Raw genomic sequence first — 18925 nt, 5'->3', positions numbered from 1 at the left:
ATGGATCGTCTCAAAGGGAAAACCGCAATCGTCACCGGCGCCGCCGACGGCATCGGCCACGCGATCAGCGAGGCGATGGCAAGGGAAGGCGCGCACGTCTTCCTCGGCGACATCGCCGACGAGAAGGGTGAAAAATTCGCAGCCGAGCTGCGCGCCGCCGGCCACCGCGCCGACTACATCCATTGCGACGTCGCGGACGAGGCCGATATCGCCGCTCTTATCGCCGCAGCCGTCGGCAAGACCGGCCATCTCGACATTCTCGTCAACAATGCCGCCATCGCCATCGGCGGCATGCCGGTCCATGAGATGACCGACGAGCAGTGGCACCGGCTGATCGCGGTCAACCTGACCAGCGTGTTCCGCGGCTGCAAATATGCGCTGCCGCATATGATCGCGCAGAAATCCGGCTCGATCATCAACATGGCCTCGGCGCAAGGTCATATCGGGCTCGAGGGCTGGACCGCCTATGCCGGCGCCAAGGGTGCGGTGATGGCGATGACGCGCCAGATGGCGGTCGAGTTCGGCCCGCTCAACATCCGCGTCAACTCGATCTCGCCCGGCACCATCAACACGCCGATGAACGACAAATTGGTCAAGGAGATCGGCGGCAATCTCGCCAAGGCCTGGGTCAAGATGCATCCGCTCGGCCGCATCGGCAAACCGTCCGAGGTGCCGAAGCCGCCGTCTATCTGGCCTCCGACGCCGCCGGCTTCACCACCGGTACCGACCTGCGCGTCGACGGCGGCCTCACCGCAGCACCCCGCTACGTACCCGACCTGCTTTGACAACCAACGAGACATGAAATGAACAAAGCCCTCGAAGGCGTCCGCATTCTCGATTTCAGCCATCTGCTGCAAGGGCCGTTCGCCACGCAGCTGCTCGGCGACATGGGCGCCGACATCATCAAGATCGAGCGCGCCGGCGCCGGCGACATGTTCCGTAGCATGACCTTTTTCGCCAAATGGGTCGGCGGCTCCGAAAGCCCGAATTTCCTCGCCTGGAACCGCAACAAGCGCTCCATCGCGCTCAACCTGAAAAGCCGCAAGGTGCATGCCATCATCATGGACATGGCCAAGAAGGCGGATGTGGTGGTGCAGAATTTCCGCCCCGGCGTGCTCGCCAGGCTCGGCTATGGCTACGAGGATTTCAGGGCGGTCAATCCCGCCATCATCTATTGCTCGGGCTCCGGCTATGGCGAGGAAGGCCCCTATGTCGAGCGCCCCGGTCAGGACATGCTGATCCAGGGATTGTCCGGGCTGATCTCCAACACCGGCCGCGGCGATCAGGCTCCTGTTCCGGCCGGTGCCGGCTTGGCCGACCAGATCGGCGCCATGAACATGGTCTACGGCATCCTGTCGGCGCTCTACTATCGCGAGAAGACCGGCAAGGGCCAGAAGATCGAGGTCAATCTGCTCGCCGGCATGCTGGCGCATCTCAATCAGGAATATGTCGCCGTGCTCAATCTCGGCGAGGATTTCGTGCGCCCGAATTCCGGCATCGGCCACCCCGGCATGCAGGCGCCGTTCGGTGTCTATGAAGCGAAGGACGGCGGCTATGTGTCGATCGCCATGAGCCCGTTCAAGACGCTGTATGAAGTGCTGGAGGCGCCGCAGCTTGCTGTCTACGACGATCTGAAGACGCTGTTCGACAGGCGCGACGAGGTGTTCGACAAGGTCAACGCCGAAACCAGGAAGTTTGCCACGCAGGACCTGCTGGCGCGGCTGCTGGCAGCCGACATCTGGTGTGCCGAGGTGAAGGACATAAGGCGCGCAGCCGAGGACCCGCAGGTCAAGCACCTGGGCATGATCACCAGCTACGATCATCCGCGCGGCGGCAAGGTCAGGGTGGTCGCGCCGGCGGTCAAGATGAGCGAGACGCCGGCAACCATCGAGCGGCCGGCGCCGCTGGTCGGCCAGCATGGCCGCGAGATACTGGCCGAGTTCGGCCTCCACAGCGACGAGATCGCCGCGCTGGAGGCGTCCGGCGACATGACCGTGGACGCTGCCTGACGATGAGCGTTTACCGGACACTCACTCTGGAAATGTCCGGCCGCGTCGCGGTCGTCACCTTCCGGCGCGCCGATCAGCTCAATGCCATGAACCGGCTGATGCAGAGCGAGATCACCGAGGTTTTCGAGGCGTTGTCGCAGGATGACAGCGTCGGCGCGATCGTGGTGACCGGCGAGGGGCGCGGCTTCATGGCCGGCGCCGACATCAAGGAATACGCCGCCCAGACAGCTATCGAGTTCGACGCCTTCCAGGCGGCGGGCACGCGCATGTATGCGGCCATCGAGCAGAACCGCAAGCCGGTCATCGCCGCGGTCAATGGTTTTGCGCTCGGCGGCGGCATGGAGCTGGTGCTGTGCTGCGACATCGTCATTGCCAACCAGTTCGCGAAGCTCGGCCTGCCCGAGATCAAGCTCGGGCTGGTCCCCGGCGGCGGCGGCACCCAGCGCAGCGTCCAGAAGCTCGGCCGCAACCGCGCCAATTTTCTGCTGATGACCGGCGCCATCGTGCCGGCTTCCGAGTTCGTCGGCGCCGGTCTGGTCAACGAGATCGTCAATGCCGAAAGGCTGATGCCGCGGGTGCTGGACCTTGCCGAGATGCTCGCCGCCGAACCGGCCGCAGCGATCGAAGGGCTGAAAGCGCTGACCGCGCATGCCGTGTCGGGCGATCTGGCCGACGGCCTTGCCATGGAGCGCGATGTCCTGGGTGGCCTGTACCGCAGCGAGACCGGCCAGCGGCGCGTCAAGGAATTTGCTGAAAAGAGCGCGACGCGGCCGAAGGCTGCGAAATGACGTCCCTGGTCAAGCAAAACCGGCCGCGCTTCACCGATGTCGAGGGCCTGGCCGCGATGGTCGGCGGCGGCGACGTCTTCGGTGTCGGTGGCCATCATTTTGCCCGGCTGCCGATCGCCTTGTTGCGGGCCATCGCCCGCTTGGGCGTCAAGGATCTTCGCTATGTCTGCTGGGCCGGCGGCCTGCCGCTCGAACTGCTTCTCGAAGCGAATGCCGTGGCGGAGGTCGATATCTGCTTTTCCAGCCTCGATATTTTTGGCTTGCCGCCGCGCTTCCGCGCGGCTGCCGAGACCAATGCCGTGCCGGTCCGCGACTGGACGGCGCTGGCCATGATCCAGGCGCTGCGGGCGGGGCAGCAGAACCTGCCGTTGATGCCGTTTCAGCTTCCGGAGGGTTCGGACATGCTGGCGCGCGTGCCGGGTGCGATCGCCGCGCCCGATCCGATCGCGGGAATCACGACCGGGATCATCCCGGCCTTGCGGCTCGATACGTTCGTCGTCCATGCCCAGCGTGCCGACGAGAGCGGCAATGTCCAGATCATCGGACCACGGGCGCTGGATTTCGCCATGGCCGGCGCGGCGCGCGAGGTGCTGGTGACGGTCGAGGAGATCGTCCCGGTCGGAGCGCTGCGGCATGATGGTCGGCAGAGCATTTTGACCCGCAACCAGGTGTCGGCGATCGCGCTGGCACCAGGCGGCGCCTATCCCGCCTCCTGCCTGCCATTCTATGTGACGGATTATCAGGCGTTGGCGGGGGCGTTCGCGGCCAAGGAAATACCTTTGTCGGACAGCCTGAGCATGCCTTCGGAAGGCGTGCCGGAGCGGGTTCAAGACGCTGCAAAAGTCCGCGCTGAAACAGTCCTCGCAATGCCCAGGCTCGTGCACGGCAACAAGGAGGCGTCCATCGACGAGATCATCGCCGCCCGCATCGCCGCTGAGCTCGACAATGAGAGCTTTGCCAGTGCCGGCGCGGTGTCGCCGCTCGCCAATGTCGCCTACCGGCTGGCCAAAGCGACGCACGCGCCGGACATGATCATCGCCACCATGAGTTGCGGCCATCTCGACATAGCACCGAGCCCGATGATCCTGTCGCTGATCGAAAGCCTCGATTGCGAGACGGCGGTGGCGCATGCCGGCGGCGACGACACCTATTCGACCTACTACCAGCCCGGCGCGGTGACGCATGAGATCGTCGGTGCCGCGCAGGTCGACCGCCGTGGGCGCGTCAACACCATTGCGCTGCGCAAGCGTGACGGCAGCCTTATCCGGCTGCCCGGGCAAGGCGGCATGGCCGACGTCGCCAACATGCATCGCGATTATCTGCTCTACGTCCCCCGCCATTCCGTGCAGTCGCTGGTCGAGACGGTCGAGATTGCCAGCTCGGCGCGCGGCCTGTTGACTGAGGCCGAACGCGAGCCGATGGGCTATCGGACCGGCGCGGCATTGGTGTTCACCGACCTTTGCGTGTTTCGGCTCGACGGGGAGAGCCGGCAATTGGCCGTCGTCGAGACCATGCCGGGCGTGACGCGCCAGCAGCTCCAGGATGCCACCGGCTTTGCCCTGACATTCGATGCCGATTGCCGCGAAGTTGCGCTACCCTCGAACGAGACGCTCGACATCCTGCGAAACCGCATCGACCCGCTCGGTCTGCGCCGCCTCGAATTCGTCAGCGCCAGGGAGCGCAGCGCGCTTATCGCCGAGATCCTCGCCGCCGACCGGCGGATGGTCGAGCGCTGTATTGCCGCACGGCGGTCGCATACTGCACCGGATTGAAGGGGGTGCGCATGGCAAAGCCGTTGCTCGAAATGTCGGCCGCGAGGGTCTTCTTCGATGGCATCTTCACCAGCCCGCGCGTCGCCCATCCGGAAGGCGTGGCCATCCATCGCGACGGCTCGATCTGGTGCGGCACCGAAACCGGCGACCTGCTGCGCCTCGCCGCCGATGGCAGCTCGGTCGAACGCATGGGCGGTACGGACGGCTTTCTGCTCGGCATCGCCTTCGATAGCGCGGACAACTGCTTCGCGTGCGATCTCAGACATGCGGCGATCTTTCGCTGGGATGCCGCGACGGCTGATATGACGCGCTTCGCCTCGGCCGGCATCCGCGTGCCGAACTATCCCGTGATCGACGAGGCGCGCGGCTGGCTCTACGTTTCCGACAGCCTCGGTGAAGACAACCGCTCCGGCATCTTTCGCTACGATTTGAAGACCGGCGAAGGCGGCCTGTGGTGTAGCGAGACCATGGCTTTCGCCAATGGCATGGCGATGGCGCCGGATGGCAACGGGCTTTACGTCGTGGAAAGCCATGCGGCCTGCCTCAGCTATGTGCCGATCCGTGCCGACGGCACGGCAGGACCTCGCCAGCTCGTTGTGGAGGGCGTGAACAACGTTCCCGATGGCGTCGCCTTGGCACCGGACGGGTCGCTGTTCATCTCTTGCTACGAGCCGAGCCGCATCTACCGCTGGCGAAAGGATAGCGGGCTCGAGGTGCTGATCGAGGATCCGGCGGCAACGACGCTCGCCCACCCAACCAACATTGCCTTCAAGGACGACAAGCTCTACACCGCAAATCTCGGCCGCTGGCACATCACCGAAATCGACTTGACGGCGATTTCTTAGATCGGGCCGAACCGGGCGGCGCTGCCCTATCCCAGCCGCCCGTGACTCGATCGGATGCGCAACACCTGCACCCGCGACGGCAGCTCGATCAGGAACTCTTCGTCCCGCTCGAGATGGTGGATTTTCGTCGGATCGCCGCCGGTGAAGGCCGCCATCGCCTCGACATTTTCCCAATAGGAAATCGTCACGAACTCCGAATGGGTCGGCGTGTCCTCGCGAAAAGTCTGCACGCCCAGCGCCTTCTCGATCAGCGGCTTGATGCCGGCCTTGTAATTGTAACTCTCATAGGCATCCGCCTTTTCAGGCACGGTTCTGCCGCGCCAGATACGAGCGATGGTCGGGCGTTTCTCTGTAGCTTTCTCTGTCATGGCCAATGAATTCCTGCTGGTCTGATTGGTCCGCGGCGTTCGGCAAGGCCAGCCAAGGAACGCATCTCCCCGGCTGGCAGCCTGGTATCCAGTTGCCGGCGACTTTTTATCCTCCCCGGCCGACGAGCTCGCGCTGCCCCAGACAGGCCTCCTGCCGACCGTAGGAGACTTACTCCTGATCCTCGGCGCCTCCTCCATGGAAGAAGGATCGGATTTCCTGCATGTCGACGCTACCGTCACCGTTCTCATCGACGGCGTTGAATATTCGCCCGACGAAATCCTGGACTTCGCTTTGAGAAACCGCGCCATCGCCGTCCGCATCTACTATGGCGAACATCATGCGCATCCTCGCGCCATGCATCCCGCGTGCAATGCCACCGCGGCCTCCCATCTCCCAACCTCGGTCAGGCGGGCCCATCCTGTAGCCACGATGCCAGCGGTCGGGACCTCGCCGTTCTGCCCGGGGCGCGCGATCTTCCTGCATTCTCTCCTCCAGCATCTCAGTCATCATCTGGCGCATCATTTCGCGCATGGCATCCTGGCTCTGCCCGCTCATTCCGGGCGACGGTTCGGCGCCACGATCCGGTGCCGGCGCGGCGGGCGCAGGTGGGCTCGTCTGGCCGAATGCCGGCGCGGCCAACATGGCCAGCGCCGCGGCAATTGCAGTGGTTTTGCTTGCGAGCGTCATCGTATTCTCCATCGGTATGAATTGGAGGCTGAACGTGTCTGCATCCAAGCCAAACCGGCTGCTCGCCTCATGGTTCCTGGGCAGTCGGCACGGCGGCGGAAAAGTCCGCCTGATCGCGGCAACGAAAGCGGCTCACCCACGTTGCCGTTGATGCAAAGCTCCATCAGGAGGAAAAAATGGCCGACGATAAGAGCAAGCGAGATTTCCGCGAGCGCGACCGCGTTTCTACGGAAGACGACCGTGAAGTCGAGTATTTTGCCCAACAGAACGGCATCACCGCCGACCAGGTCCGTCAGTTGATCAAAAGCTTCGGCAATGATCGCGGCCGGCTGACCGTAGCCGCGAAGGCGTTGCGAGGGATTTCACCTGCCGGAGCCGACGAGGTGACCAGGGAAGCCCGCCAGCAGGCGACACCTATGCATCTCGGCAAACCCGACGAGTGATGCCGGGCAACTGCTCTGCCGCTGCCGCGGGCATCAGAACTTGCGGCTCAAATAGTCCGAGCCGCGCAGGCCGAACCGCCACTCGGCATCGACAGCCTTGGAAATGCCGATCCGGCGGCCTGTTAGAACGGCGCTGGCGTCGCCCGGCTGCCTGAATTCGAATGGCGGCACGTCCAGCGGCAGCCCGTCATGGGATTTGTCGATTGCCAGCGCCTGGCAAAGACGACCCGGTCCCGAACAAAGCAGCCGCGGATCGTCAACGCCGCGATTGGCCCGCATCACCTCCAGCCCGGATTGCGGTTCGATTGCGCGGACAAGCACGGCACTGCCGGGCAGGCAGACGGCATTGAGGCACCAATGCAGGCCATAGGAGCGATAGACATACGCGCTGCCCGGGGCACCGAACATTGCGCCGTTGCGCACGGTCCTGCCACCGAAAGCATGCGAAGCCGGGTCATCCGGGCGATAGGCCTCGGTCTCGACGATGACGCCGCCAACGCCGTGCACAAGCAGCGTGGCGCCGATCATGTCGCGCGCCACGGTGGTGGCGTCACGGGCAAAGAATTGATGGGTGGTGGTCATTGTGCAGCAGACTCGGTCGCGCCTGAACCTGACGCGACAACAAGGTCCCGGACCGGACACAAAATGTCCAGCCGCAGCGCTCGGATGAAGATATTCAGCGCAGCACGGCTGCGCCGATGAAAACCGCCGCGGCCAGCACGACGATGGCGGCAATCACCATGACTGGCCCATATCTGCTCGGTTGGACGTCGGGCCCATCCTTCAGCGGGCGCATCGCATTGGCATAGCTCGCCTGGTTGGTAAACTTCGGCGTTTCATGGCGCGGGGCAGGGCTCTTCGGCGGAGCGTTGCCGGCGGATTCCGCGTCCGTTTCCATGGGAGCCGCAGCCGGATCGATACCCGGGGTCTTGTCCCCTTCGCGCCCGGCGTCGATATCGCCCCGCGCCTGAGCCGGGCTTCGCCCAAGAGGTGCTGCGTCGGTCATTGTCGAGGTCCTTTCAGAGCATCGGCGTCAAGCATTCTAACCTGCGTCTCATTTCAAAGTTCCCCCGTTTCAAAGTTCCCCCGTTTCAAAGTGCCAACGAGCGAAAACCGCCTAGGCCTGCTTCCAGGAACAACCGGCGATCGAGCGGGTTGAGCAAGCATCGGGAGAGCAACATGGACTTGGTGCGCCACGCGCCCAGATCGGCAGTTCGAAACAGGCTCCAGCGCATGATCTACTTCACCGCCGACACGCATTTCAGCGACCCGCGCATTTTGCGCATCGACCGCCGCCCGTTCGGCTCGCTGGCGGAACATGACCGGTCGCTCATTGCGTTCTGGAACGAGACTGTCGGGCCGGGCGACGAGGTCTGGCATCTCGGCGATTTTGCCAGGGGATCGGCCGCATTCGTGTCGTCGCTTCTGGCGTCTCTTCATGGCAGCAAGCATTTGATCATCGGCAACAACGATGCTGCGGCCACCATCGAGGCCACAGGTTGGGCGAGCACGCAGCACTACAAGGAGCTGGCGCTCGACGGCAGCCTGCTGATCCTTTGCCACTATCCTTTTCGCACCTGGAACCAGATCGGCAGGAAATCGATCGACCTGCATGGCCATTCCCACGGCAGGCTGACCCCGGTCACGCGCCAGTATGACGTCGGCGTCGACAGCTGGGATTTTCGTCCGGTCACGCTGACCACCATCCTTGCCAGCCGCGGCCGAAAGGCGGCGCGGCAAAGCCGTCAAAAAGTCGAGTGATCGAAAGTGCCGGCCGTGCGTTGAGGAGTTTCAACGCCAGGGAGCACGCCATGAACAGACGTGAACTGATCGATGCCGACGGCGGCAAGCGTGTCGCAAAGCCCATTCCGCGCGCCGCATTCGACAGCACCTTGGCCCTGCTGCGCGAAGGCTATGACTTCATTTCGGCCCGCTGCCGGCGCATGAACACCGACATCTTTGCCACGCGCCTGATGCTGCGGCCGGCAATCTGCGTCCGCGGTGCCGAGGCTGCCGAGATGTTTTATGGCGGCGACCACTTCACCCGAATTGGTGCGATGCCGCAGACCACGCTGCGTCTGCTGCAGGACAAGGCAGCGTCCACGCGCTCGACGGCGCCGCTCACCGCCACCGCAAGGCGCTTTTCCTGTCGATCCTGTTGGATGGTGACCAGATCGAGCGGCTCCGCGCAACCTTCCGTCGCGCCTGGCTCGACCAGCTGGAAGACTGGCAGCGGCGTAACGAGATCGTCCTGTTCGACGCCGTAAACCTCGTCCTGACCCAGGCGGCAGCGGCTTGGGCCGGCATCCCCGCCGACAAGGATCGCGCCGAACTCTGCCGCGAGCTCAGCGGCATGGTCGAGAACGCCGGCGGCATTGGGCCGTCGACCATGCTGGCGCTGTGGCGGCGACGCCGGACCGAACGCACTATCGGCGACCTTGTACGGCGCGTTCCAAGCGGCGCGCTTGATTTGCCGGCAAACAGCCCGGTCCGCCTGGTCAGCGAATATGTCGATGCCGAGGGAATGCCGCTCGATCTTGCCAGTGCTGCGGTCGAGATCATCAACATCATCCGGCCGGTTGTCGCCATCGGCCGCTTCATCATGTTTGCGGCGCTGGCGCTTCACCAGCACCGCCAATGGTACGATAAGTTCGCCGCCGGCGATGACGACGGGCTGGAAGCCTTCGCCGAGGAGGTTCGCCGGCTCTATCCGTTCTTCCCGTTCATCGGCGGCCGCGCCCGCCACCCCTTCGAATGGAAGGGCTACCGTTTCCACGAAGGCGACTGGGTCCTGCTCGACCTGCACGGCACCAACCATGATCCACGCCTTTTTGCCGAGCCGGACCGATTTATCCCGGAGCGCGGCTTGAGCTGGAAAACCCGCGGCTTCGACTTCATCCCGCATGGTGGCGGAGATCCGGCGACTACCCATCGCTGCCCCGGAGAAGCCGTCACCGTCGCGCTGATCATGGAAGCGGTGCGCCTGCTGACGCGGTCGATGGCCTACCAGGTGCCTGATCAGGATATGACTGTCTCGCTTGCCCGCATGCCGGCGCGGCCGAAATCCGGGTTCAGGATAGATAATGTGCGGCGAAAACCCGGCTGAAAGGCTGCCGGTCGAACCGGAACCTCTGCGGCGCTGAGGCGTTCGAAAATTGCAAGGCGTAAAGGCAAACGCAATGGCTCAGAAGATTACGACAGGCGCGAACGACCGGCCGCGCAATGAAACCATCGGCCAATCCGGCGAAGGCCTGCCGGACGACAGCAGCAGGCCGCTCGAGGTCGACGAAGGCCGGGTCGCCCGGCTGAGAAACAAGCTACAGGGCAAGCCCCGGCAAGCCGGTCAGACCAACACGGACGAAGTCCCCGCAGGCACTCCAGGCGCTGGCGAGAATATTTGCCGCCGCTGTGCAGGGTCAGGCATGATCGACGGCCGCACCTGCCCCGAATGCGGCGGAACCGGCAAGGTGACGACGCCGATAGGCGGCTGAGCAATTCCAGGAAAAGTGTGAAGCGGTTTTCCGTCCGGTATTTGCGTCAAACAATAAGATAGGCCGGTTCTGCGTTTCCGCGGAACGATGAACCGTCCAGCGCCGGTCAGATCGCCGGCACCCACTTCCAGAACACGCCTTCCTTGCGTTCGGGGTAGTGCTTGAACTCGCATTCGAAGCGCCAGCCGTAGTTCTTGGCGGTGGCAAGCGCCTCCTTGCTGACCGGGTTCATGCCGGTTCCCGGCGCAAACCAGTCCTCCAGCAAGTCGTCGGGGATATAGGCGCCGATCCTCAAAGGCAGCTTTTCGAGAACGACATCCATTTCGGGTGGTGCGGGCACGGGGCGCTCCTTTCGAAAGTTTGCTGAGGAAGAAGTCGTGCGAGGCCGATAGGGTTCCAAGCAATCGGTGAGGTGGAACGTGACGGTGATGGGCGGGCAGGAGTGGATCCCATTAAGTCTAATGGTTCCACTCGTACCATTCGATCACAAAACAGCCGGCCGATCGAATCAGCTGCAAGGCTCTTTTCCACGTCCACCTCGGCGTCACTCTTTTGACTGCAACCCTCATGATTTATCGACACCATGCGTGCCGTGGGGCGCCGGCGCCGGATGCGCTGCTTCGTTCAGTGCCGCCGACAAATGGCGGTATTTAGGCTGCGCTCTGTACGCGGTATTGATCTTCGATCTGCATAGCGCTCAGTGCGGCCAATCCCACCGCATAACCCAAAGCAGGGTGGACTGCATCGCCTATCCACTTGGCAAGGTGTTTGCGCTTGACTGCTAATCCGCTGGGCGCGAAATCGAACCAATCTGGGAACCCCTGAATCCTAGCCGCTTCCCTTGGTGTTATGAGCCGCCGCTCAATTGGATGAACGTATCGCCCTTGCCCAGGCGTCCCAAAGCCGGTTGTTATGGTTTGTGCCGGCCGATCCCAATGCATTCGACCATATACAGCCGTGTAAGATGTACCGTTCTTGTGGCAGTCGGGCCTTTGGGCATCCGGCAAGTCGTAAAGATGGTGATCGAACAGATATTTGATTCTCTCGGCGTTAACTGGAGTTACGGCGGGGCTCGAATTCATTAGATCGGTTGATTGCAAATCAAGTAGATCTCCGATCGCCCATGATAATGGCATGCTCTGAGCCTTCAGCGAGTCGGCGAACGCCGTAAGGTAGTCCGGCTCTATCGGTGCTTCCTTCGCCGCAATTAAAAAGTGCCTGATTCGGCGCTGTGCGGCCCCAAGACTGTCGGCCTTAATGACGCCCATAGAAGTAGCGTAGCCGGCCGATTTTAGAAGGCCCACGGCGGTTGCGACCACATCCGAGTGCGAATTTTGGACGGTTGGTACATTCTCAATAATGATCGCCTTGGCATTTAAAGCGACGCCAAGCGCCACGGCGGTAACGTAGAGATCGTTTCTGGGGTCTTGACGACGGGTGTGGTTGTTTAAGTTTGAGTGACCCTGACACGGAGGGCCGGCGATGAAAACGTCGATCGACCCAACCCTATCAAGATCAGCGTGGACCGTTTCTGGATCATACCCAAATCGTGCACTATCACCGAGGCCCAATACATGAAAATCAACCAGCGAGGCTGCGCTAGCGGCGATTTTGCGCTTCGCACCCATGTTGTAGCTATGGATATCTAGCGCCGCTGCGTCGGTGTCGATGATTGCTGAGAACTCAACTTTTCGGTTGATGGCCTGCGCTGCGAGCGACAACCCCAATGCAAGGCCGCCTGACCCACAAAAAGCATCAACAATCCGGAGAGGGGCACCACTCCCCGTTGACAAGACTTGGCTACCACGAAGCAACGACTGCCACCAAGCGTGACGCGGCTCCAGCCCATCGTCGGCTAAATTAACAAGTGATGTTTCCCGAGATTTGCCAGGTGCTACCTGCACCTGCCGCGTGAGCTTGGTCCCAATCCTCAGATAAGTTTCATGCACTGAGCACCTCACGCCGTGGCTGAGGCAATCCGCTCCCATTGCGAATCGATGAAGCTCGTTGCCCGTGCCTCATTCATTAGCTCAAACATCAGATTAGATCGAGCCCTTTTTAGCTGTTTTGCGAGTGCGCGTATTTGAGCGATCTTCAAGCGTGGTTTGTCGCCCACGTCCGACGGAAATTGGAATGAGATCAGCGCGCGCGCGAAAGTTCTACAATTTCCGTAGCCTTGCCTGAAAAGATGACTGCGCCAAAAATCGATATCACCCCTACGCGCCAGATCGTATCTATCACTGCGGCTATCGTCGGCCGACAACTCTGCCCTGAGCCAAAGCCGATACAGGAGGTTTTCAATCGCAGTACCGATGCCAAAATTTTTTGGGTCTCGTTTCTCGCCATACCTTCGGTCAATCACGCTTCTGCAGTGGACCACAGCGAGCCAGGTCCAGAACTCTGGGTTTGCTAGAGCGGGATGGGAGGGCAGGATCTCATGCACGTGGGCGGTGGCAGCAGCCTCAAACTGTCCGCCGCCGATGGCTCCCTTCGACGGCTTGTAGATGTCCAACAATTCATTCAAAAACTTAGCCAATTCCTCGCCGATGGCGTCCCAATCCTCGTCGGTTCCGTCATCGGAGTGTCGTACCTGGGGCAAAGCTGGCTCGGCTTGCCCATCGCCGGGTAGTAGATATGCACGCGCTTCAGACCTGCTTATAATTGGGTATGGCATCGGGATCCCTGCTATTTAATTGCCTGTACTACGGCGAGACGGTCCTGAAGGAGGGCGCGGGCCCGACCAGGCGTAATCACCGCGTTTCTTAATGTATCGAGAGCCATTGGTGAGTTCTTACTCAGCTGCTGCAACAATGTTGCAAGCGGGCTAGTCGGGGGTGGAGCCTCCAGATCTTTCCATTCGCTCAGGCTCTCGGTAAGGATCGACAGAACTATCTCAGCGGCCAGAAAAGGCTGGAATGCGTCTCCCAAATTCGCCGAAGAGACTAGTCGATTGTGCGCGTCTATATGCACGTAAACTCTGGCCACATACATATCCTCTTCGCCTTCTTCGGCTATCCCACCCGCATACTCCACGAAGAACAACGTTTTCGGCGGAAACTGAGCTGCGATCCACTCCTCGTCTGTTCGCGTTCGAAGATCGAAAAGGGTAGGGGTCGCGCGAGACTTTAGAAAGAAAGTTTTCTGCGCTAGCCAATGTCCCACGACAAACGGTGAACCCGGCAAAGGCTCGCGGTCACGACGAAGACAGATGGCTATAGTTAGCTTGAGGTTTCTACCTCCGGCAAAGCGGCTCAGCGTCTCCGATGAGATTGTCCATTCAGTCGGCAGCGTGTCCGATAGAGGCACACTTGCCAAAACATCTGATCTCTTGAGAAATGGATGTGTAGCCATGAACACTAGTTCTAGATCGGACGCCCGAAACCCTGATGGAAGCCAAGTCTTCGGGTTTACAACGGACGGAAAAATGACCGGGTCTAGCTCCTGAAAGTCGATTTCATCAAGGTCAAACGATGTTTCGTCCGAAATATCACCATCCTTGAATAGTTTAATACGGCACGACCGAAGAGAATCTTCGGCATTTTGGATCTGAAAGAAAGGTCGAACCTCCCGAGGCTCTGTCCTATGCCAAGTTGCAATCACCTCAAGCTCCCACTGCTTCGACTTCTGGAACGAAACGGACAGTCCATAACGGATCGTATTTTTCTGTCTCGCACACAAAACGCGAAGGTTTGTCCGGAGATAAAACGAATATCATCCACTCTGGATTATCAGGGTCTGCTTCGAGAACATCATCAGTTGTAATTGATAATTGCAACGATTCGCCAACTGATCCATCTTCTATAACGGGGCACGTAACTTTCATGCGAACTTTCATTGCGCTACTAGCTTCATCTGCCTTCAACCGAACGCTAAAGGCAGCTGTCAATTTCAGTGCTTCGCCTTCTGCCGAAGTCTGAGGTACTTTGTCGTATTCCAAATGTATGGGAGCTGCCGTTGCCTCAGGCTTTTTGCCGGTTCCGCTCTTTGACGGTGATAGTAAGGTAGCAAGAGTGCGCTCGAGAAAAGTCAGCCGCTTTGGCTTGGGAGGCGGTGGCGGAGATGCCGTTTTCTGCGACGATTTGACGGTCTTTCTGATGCCAGAGAGCACGCGCTCAACGATCATTCGTTTAGACCCGGTTTGATCCTGCAGGCGTCGTGCCTCTGGATCCCAGCGGTCATGAGCGGGCGGCTCCGATGACCGCAGCACAAGGTCAATGTCGGGAGAAGCGAGGAAGGCACCTGCCATGACCGGGGTGCCGACGTTCCATTTTCTATAATAGGCAACGACCATCAGTGGGCTTCTGATGAGGGCAACTGAGTCCGTCCTATCCTCACCTACCGCGTATTCTCCGTCTTCCTCCTGCTTAAGCACTGAAAGACCCAAGAGCCCATCATTTTTGCCGATCGGCTTCTGAAATTGTGTTTTGCCATTGGGCGGCGATTTGCCGGCCGCGATGTCGTATGCCTCAAGGAAAGGGCGAAGATGGTCCCGCTTTCGGGGTCTCGGAAGTTCCTCGGTTCCGTCCTCTCGAACGACCCGAACGTCAAGCTTGTGTGAAATAAGGCGTGGCCACCACCAGTCTTCCACTCCCTCTAAAATCCCCTCCGGAGACAGGAGGCTGTCCACTATCAGTACGGACGTGCCGAGATCGTCTGCTTCACGACTGTCAAAGCCAAGGAGACCCGCCATAGCGTCTGCCGCATCATTTAGCAGCGGGTCAACAACTGGTTGAGCACCGGCTGTGCCAGGGGTGTTGTCCAAGCCAAACCAGCCCCGACCAGTAAAGACCTTCTCCAGATGCGTATGCTTGCGGTAGTACCCGCATCCGAATAGTAGAGATAACGGCTCGCCGCTCGCATTCTTGGTTCGGCTATAGGCGAAAATGGTCTGTATCCCGGAGTTTGCACTGTATACCGATTTACCGTAACCATAGGACCCGCCGGTGCCGTGCTCATCTTGTTCTTTGCCACCATCACCCAGCGTGAGAAGAAATTTGTAGAAATTCGAATCGGGACTAAAGGGATCTCCTTTTAGGCCGGTCGTGCCATGGTCGTTAACGTACAAGAGCCTAAGGGGAACAAGTTTGTCCTGAATCGTGCTGATGCAGTTCGGATCTCGAAATCCCAGGCGATCTGCCCTCTCTTGAATAATTAGCAGACGTGCTGCCTTTGCAAAGGCGGCTTTTTCGGCACCAGTAAGAGCCTTTGTGACGAAATCGACCGACACCTTTTGGCTTTCTTCAGCGCGAGCATCCACGCTGTTTTGGATGGCCTCTCTAGCTACTACAGCTTCAGGGTGCATTCCGGAGGACGCCAGCGTGTTGGTGAAGGCCTCGCCAACCGCGCCTCCCATGCGCGGGTTCGGTTCAAATGCCCAGTTTGGTTTCTTTAGTGCCTTCATTCTTCCCCACCCCCAATGGCATGTGCTTTGAAGCCTCCAAGAAAGCTTCGATCTCGCTAATTGCAGCGTCCGTATCGCTCAGTTGGCATTGCCATACAGTGAGTACGCGCCAACCGCGACTATCAAGCTCGTCGTTCTTGCGGCTATCGCGCAACTTATTTGTCTCAATCTTGTCCGCCCAAAATGCTTCTCTTGTTTTCGGGCGAGTACCAAGTCTGCAGGTATGACCGTGCCAGAAACAACCGTTGACAAAAATCGCAGTTTTGAGCCGCGAGAATACTATGTCGGGTGTTCCTGGAAGGCCTTTAACGCTGACTCGATATCTCCAGCCTTTCGCATGAAGCAGTCTTCTAATCGTCATCTCAGGCTTCGTGTCGCGGCCTCGGACGCGCGACATGAGTTCGCTACGCTTTGTCGTCGTTAGGTTGTCCACCGCTAACTAGTCCAGCGTGAAGCCTTGCTCAGCGCCCGTAGCCGTATCGGTAAACCGTACCCGCGTCCCTTCTACAGCTTTCTGAAGGGCCTTTACGATCTTACGGGCATCCTCCTCGCTGAACTCGTAGGCTGCTCGATTTGAGAGGTTTCCTACCAGGCGTATCTGTTCAAGCGCCTTGTTCACGCGCTGGTTTGCCAATTTGACGAAGCTGGCTCGCTTGTCGCGCATAACTCTAATCCGTATCAGTCCGGGGCCTCAACATTATCAAGATGTGAACTACATTATGAAAATGTTCAAGAGAAAAGTGATTTCGATTTGTGTACATTTTCTCCGGCACGCAAAGGTATGAGAGCGGGACGGTTCGAAAGAAGACTCACTAACATGACTCCAGACGCGACATTCGCATTGACGTCGACAGCGCGGGTTCTCAGCGACGGCCGTGCCATCCGCGCAAAGTCGTCAACCAAGCGACGCCCATTTGAATAATGGTCGTATAGGAGAGGCAGCTCATGGAATCGCGTTTGGCGCGTGCGGACGTTCACATCCCTTATATTCCGATCGCGAGATCAGGCGATCTCAACCATAAAGGGGCATCATTGACCCGATCACGCGAAGATTTCGCTATCGGCTGGCCCCAGCCCCGGAATGCGCGCGCTAGACATCGGTTGCGGCACGGGCAACGTTACACTCCTGGTTTCCGAAATGGTTGGAAGCGGGGGATGGATCGTCGACGGCAGGCCGGGTTCCACCGGCCCAGCGGCGATATGGTCAGTATTAACTTTCGCAGATCAGGATCATGGGGTCCTGATCACCGACCTTACCTAGGACCCTGAGACGCAACTCAAGTTCCCCCACAATCAGGGCTGTGGTTGGAAGTCGGTCGACGGCAAGGGTTCGAGTCACCGAAGGACATTTTCTTGAGGAGACTACTCAACTGACTCTCTGTGCCCCTCGGAAAAGTGCTTCGGGAAGTCCAACGATCTTTTGTCGTAGTCCAGGCTTCTGTGTCGTCTGAGACTTTTTTTTGGCGCACCCGACAGGATTCGAACCTGTGACCTCTGCCTTCGGAGAATGGATAGTGGCTTTCGCCGAAACTATCCGATTTTATCCGAATGCGCGCTATCCCTCTGAAATTACAAAACAAATTTGAAATCGATCAGCGCCGACGGTACGACGGAGCGGCTCAAACCCCTCCCTGCCGTGCTTACGCTTTGCTTACGCAGGGAATCTGTCAAGGAGACCCAAAAGCATGGCGAAGCTGACCAAACGAACCGTCGATGCCACCAAAATCAAGTCCTCTGACTATGTCCTATGGGACGACGACCTTCCGGGGTTTGGGATGCGCGTCTTCAAATCGGGGAAGCGAAGCTATGTTGTGCAGTACCGCAGTGCCGGCCGCTCGCGTCGCTACACGATCGGCCTGCACGGAGTTTGGACGCCTGAAGAAGCCAGACGGGAGGCGAAAGTCCTGCTGGGTGCGGTCGCAAGGGGCGGCAACCCCGCCGAGGAGCGCAAGCTCGATCGCGAGGCGATCACGGTCAAGGAACTCTGCACCCGTTACCTCGAAGATCTCAAGAATGGGCTCGTGCTCGGGAAAAGGGGACGGCCCAAGAAGTCCACGACGATCTCCACCGATGTCGGGCGCGTTGAGCGCCACATCGTTCCGCTGCTCGGCAGTCGACGGGTGCGGGATTTGGCAAAGTCCGACATCACCCAGGCCATGAAGGACATCATGGCGGGCAAGACACGCGCGAACGTCAAGACGGACAAGCTGCGTGGGCGCGCGATAGTGCGTGGTGGCGCCGGCACGGCAGCCCGAACGATAGGTCTCTTCGGCGGCATTCTCACCTATGCGGTCGAACTCGGCATCATCGAGCAGAACCCCGTGCACGGCGTTCGCAAGCCGAAGGACAGGATAAACGCCCGCCGTCTCAGCGAGCAGGAGTATCGCACGCTCGGCGATATTCTGAAGAAGGCCGTCGACGACGGGCAATACGAGACCACCGCAGAAATGATCCGGTTGATCGCCTTAACGGGATGCCGACGCAGCGAGGTCATCGGCCTACGATGCGGCGAAGTCGATATCGAGGGCAGTTGCCTGCGCCTGACCGACAGCAAGGAGGGAGCGTCGGTGCGTCCGATCGGTCTGCCGGTGCTGGAATACCTCGAGGGTCGCCGTGATGAGGAACAGGATGCTGACGACTATGTCTTTCCCGGCTGGGAGGATGATACGCCATTCGGGAGCTTCCCCAGGCATTGGACGAAGCTACTTGAGAAGACCGACCTGGTCGGCATCACGCCCCATGTTCTGCGGCACAGCTTCGCCAGCATCGCCAATGACCTTGGGTTCACAGAGGCGACGATTGCCGCCTTGGTCGGTCATTCCCGAGGGTCGGTGACCAGCCGCTACATCCACACAGTAGATACCGCGCTCATCATGGCGGCTGACAGCATCGCTGGCTACATTCAAGGCCTGCTGGATGGTGTCGCCTTCAGCCACACCTCCTATGCGCTCGATAGGGCTTCCAGGAAGTCAGCGCTTGCACACTTCTTGGGACAAACGAACTCATCTGTGCCCGAAAGCAGCCGCGTTGCCGGCTGATCAGCCACTCTGACAATGGCGCTTTGCGCCTCATTTCGGTCGTTCTTTCGCCCTTCGCGAGTTCCCGAAACCAGTCCCTCCG

Annotated in this window: 23 protein-coding genes; 12 read left to right on the top strand and 11 right to left on the bottom strand. The window is 60.1% G+C overall.

Annotated features, from left to right (window positions below):
* From NKJ73_RS28155 to NKJ73_RS28135, 5 genes are read left to right on the top strand one after another with little or no spacing between them, the layout of a single operon-like run.
* Positions 1-807 carry an SDR family NAD(P)-dependent oxidoreductase gene (locus NKJ73_RS28155; RefSeq protein ID WP_352571835.1) on the top strand — a complete coding sequence of 269 codons (807 nt, stop codon included), beginning with the start codon at positions 1-3 and terminating at the stop codon, positions 805-807.
* The gene (locus NKJ73_RS28150; protein WP_352571834.1) at positions 804-2009 is read left to right on the top strand and encodes a CaiB/BaiF CoA transferase family protein; all 1206 of its coding nucleotides are present in this window, start codon (positions 804-806) and stop codon (positions 2007-2009) included. Before NKJ73_RS28155 ends, NKJ73_RS28150 begins: the two co-directional genes overlap by 4 nt.
* 2 nt (positions 2010-2011) lie before the next feature.
* On the top strand, positions 2012-2797 hold the full coding sequence (locus tag NKJ73_RS28145; RefSeq protein ID WP_352468260.1) for an enoyl-CoA hydratase/isomerase family protein: 786 nt from the start codon (positions 2012-2014) through the stop codon (positions 2795-2797).
* Positions 2794-4569: a CoA-transferase gene (locus NKJ73_RS28140; protein ID WP_352571833.1), complete on the top strand. Its 1776-nt coding sequence runs from the start codon at positions 2794-2796 to the stop codon at positions 4567-4569. Before NKJ73_RS28145 ends, NKJ73_RS28140 begins: the two co-directional genes overlap by 4 nt.
* A gap of 11 nt (positions 4570-4580) precedes the next feature.
* Entirely contained in the window at positions 4581-5414 is an 834-nt protein-coding gene (locus tag NKJ73_RS28135; RefSeq protein WP_352571832.1) for an SMP-30/gluconolactonase/LRE family protein, read from the top strand.
* 26 nt (positions 5415-5440) lie between these two features.
* Here NKJ73_RS28135 and NKJ73_RS28130 read toward each other — a convergent pair whose 3' ends face one another.
* Positions 5441-5782 carry an antibiotic biosynthesis monooxygenase family protein gene (locus tag NKJ73_RS28130; RefSeq protein ID WP_352571831.1) on the bottom strand — a complete coding sequence of 114 codons (342 nt, stop codon included), beginning with the start codon at positions 5780-5782 and terminating at the stop codon, positions 5441-5443.
* A 169-nt stretch (positions 5783-5951) separates the two neighbouring features.
* Positions 5952-6470 (bottom strand): EF-hand domain-containing protein, encoded by a 519-nt coding sequence (locus NKJ73_RS28125; protein WP_352571830.1) that lies wholly within the window; start codon positions 6468-6470, stop codon positions 5952-5954.
* A 176-nt stretch (positions 6471-6646) separates the two neighbouring features.
* On the opposite strand from NKJ73_RS28125, the gene NKJ73_RS28120 reads away from it, so the two are divergent.
* Entirely contained in the window at positions 6647-6913 is a 267-nt protein-coding gene (locus tag NKJ73_RS28120) for a DUF3606 domain-containing protein (RefSeq protein ID WP_023677031.1), read from the top strand.
* 33 nt (positions 6914-6946) lie between these two features.
* On the opposite strand, the gene NKJ73_RS28115 is transcribed toward NKJ73_RS28120, so the two are convergent.
* Together NKJ73_RS28115 and NKJ73_RS28110 are read right to left on the bottom strand one after the other, a co-directional pair.
* Positions 6947-7495: a DNA-3-methyladenine glycosylase gene (locus tag NKJ73_RS28115; protein ID WP_352571829.1), complete on the bottom strand. Its 549-nt coding sequence runs from the start codon at positions 7493-7495 to the stop codon at positions 6947-6949.
* 94 nt (positions 7496-7589) lie between these two features.
* Positions 7590-7919 (bottom strand): hypothetical protein, encoded by a 330-nt coding sequence (locus NKJ73_RS28110; protein WP_352571828.1) that lies wholly within the window; start codon positions 7917-7919, stop codon positions 7590-7592.
* Between the two features lie 227 nt (positions 7920-8146).
* On the opposite strand from NKJ73_RS28110, the gene NKJ73_RS28105 reads away from it, so the two are divergent.
* The 4 genes from NKJ73_RS28105 (at position 8147) to NKJ73_RS34350 (ending at position 10404) form a co-directional block, all read left to right on the top strand.
* Complete coding sequence (locus tag NKJ73_RS28105; protein WP_352571827.1) at positions 8147-8674, top strand: metallophosphoesterase; 528 nt, start codon at positions 8147-8149, stop codon at positions 8672-8674.
* A gap of 50 nt (positions 8675-8724) precedes the next feature.
* Positions 8725-9180 (top strand): hypothetical protein, encoded by a 456-nt coding sequence (locus NKJ73_RS28100; RefSeq protein WP_352571826.1) that lies wholly within the window; start codon positions 8725-8727, stop codon positions 9178-9180.
* Positions 9072-10019, top strand: a complete 948-nt coding sequence (locus tag NKJ73_RS28095; RefSeq protein ID WP_352571825.1) for a cytochrome P450 — start codon at positions 9072-9074, stop codon at positions 10017-10019. Before NKJ73_RS28100 ends, NKJ73_RS28095 begins: the two co-directional genes overlap by 109 nt.
* Before the next feature lie 73 nt (positions 10020-10092).
* Positions 10093-10404 (top strand): hypothetical protein, encoded by a 312-nt coding sequence (locus NKJ73_RS34350; RefSeq protein WP_502899032.1) that lies wholly within the window; start codon positions 10093-10095, stop codon positions 10402-10404.
* A 106-nt stretch (positions 10405-10510) separates the two neighbouring features.
* On the opposite strand, the gene NKJ73_RS28085 is transcribed toward NKJ73_RS34350, so the two are convergent.
* The 7 genes from NKJ73_RS28085 to NKJ73_RS28055 form a co-directional block, all read right to left on the bottom strand.
* Positions 10511-10744: a hypothetical protein gene (locus NKJ73_RS28085; protein ID WP_023677026.1), complete on the bottom strand. Its 234-nt coding sequence runs from the start codon at positions 10742-10744 to the stop codon at positions 10511-10513.
* 310 nt (positions 10745-11054) lie between these two features.
* Positions 11055-12392: a DNA cytosine methyltransferase gene (locus NKJ73_RS28080; RefSeq protein ID WP_352571824.1), complete on the bottom strand. Its 1338-nt coding sequence runs from the start codon at positions 12390-12392 to the stop codon at positions 11055-11057.
* A complete protein-coding gene (locus NKJ73_RS28075; RefSeq protein ID WP_352571823.1) occupies positions 12362-13003 on the bottom strand; it encodes a DUF6339 family protein in 642 nt (213 codons plus the stop codon). Before NKJ73_RS28075 ends, NKJ73_RS28080 begins: the two co-directional genes overlap by 31 nt.
* Positions 13004-13089: 86 nt before the next feature.
* On the bottom strand, positions 13090-14004 hold the full coding sequence (locus tag NKJ73_RS28070; RefSeq protein WP_352571822.1) for a hypothetical protein: 915 nt from the start codon (positions 14002-14004) through the stop codon (positions 13090-13092).
* 1 nt (position 14005) lies between these two features.
* Positions 14006-15805: a hypothetical protein gene (locus tag NKJ73_RS28065; RefSeq protein WP_352571821.1), complete on the bottom strand. Its 1800-nt coding sequence runs from the start codon at positions 15803-15805 to the stop codon at positions 14006-14008.
* Positions 15771-16238, bottom strand: coding sequence for a very short patch repair endonuclease (locus tag NKJ73_RS28060; protein WP_352571820.1), 468 nt, complete (start codon positions 16236-16238; stop codon positions 15771-15773). The genes NKJ73_RS28065 and NKJ73_RS28060 overlap by 35 nt, the downstream gene beginning before the upstream one ends.
* Before the next feature lie 6 nt (positions 16239-16244).
* On the bottom strand, positions 16245-16469 hold the full coding sequence (locus tag NKJ73_RS28055) for a hypothetical protein (RefSeq protein ID WP_236393201.1): 225 nt from the start codon (positions 16467-16469) through the stop codon (positions 16245-16247).
* A gap of 417 nt (positions 16470-16886) precedes the next feature.
* Between NKJ73_RS28055 and NKJ73_RS28050 the strand changes: the two genes are divergently transcribed.
* Positions 16887-17066: a hypothetical protein gene (locus NKJ73_RS28050; protein WP_352571819.1), complete on the top strand. Its 180-nt coding sequence runs from the start codon at positions 16887-16889 to the stop codon at positions 17064-17066.
* A gap of 424 nt (positions 17067-17490) precedes the next feature.
* Positions 17491-18843 carry a tyrosine-type recombinase/integrase gene (locus tag NKJ73_RS28045; protein WP_352571818.1) on the top strand — a complete coding sequence of 451 codons (1353 nt, stop codon included), beginning with the start codon at positions 17491-17493 and terminating at the stop codon, positions 18841-18843.
* The last annotated feature ends 82 nt before the right edge of the window (positions 18844-18925 follow it).

Source organism: Mesorhizobium sp. M0074, assembly GCF_040322975.1.
Taxonomy (GTDB): Bacteria; Pseudomonadota; Alphaproteobacteria; order Rhizobiales; family Rhizobiaceae; genus Mesorhizobium.
This window is presented reverse-complemented; position numbering and strand designations above follow the sequence as displayed.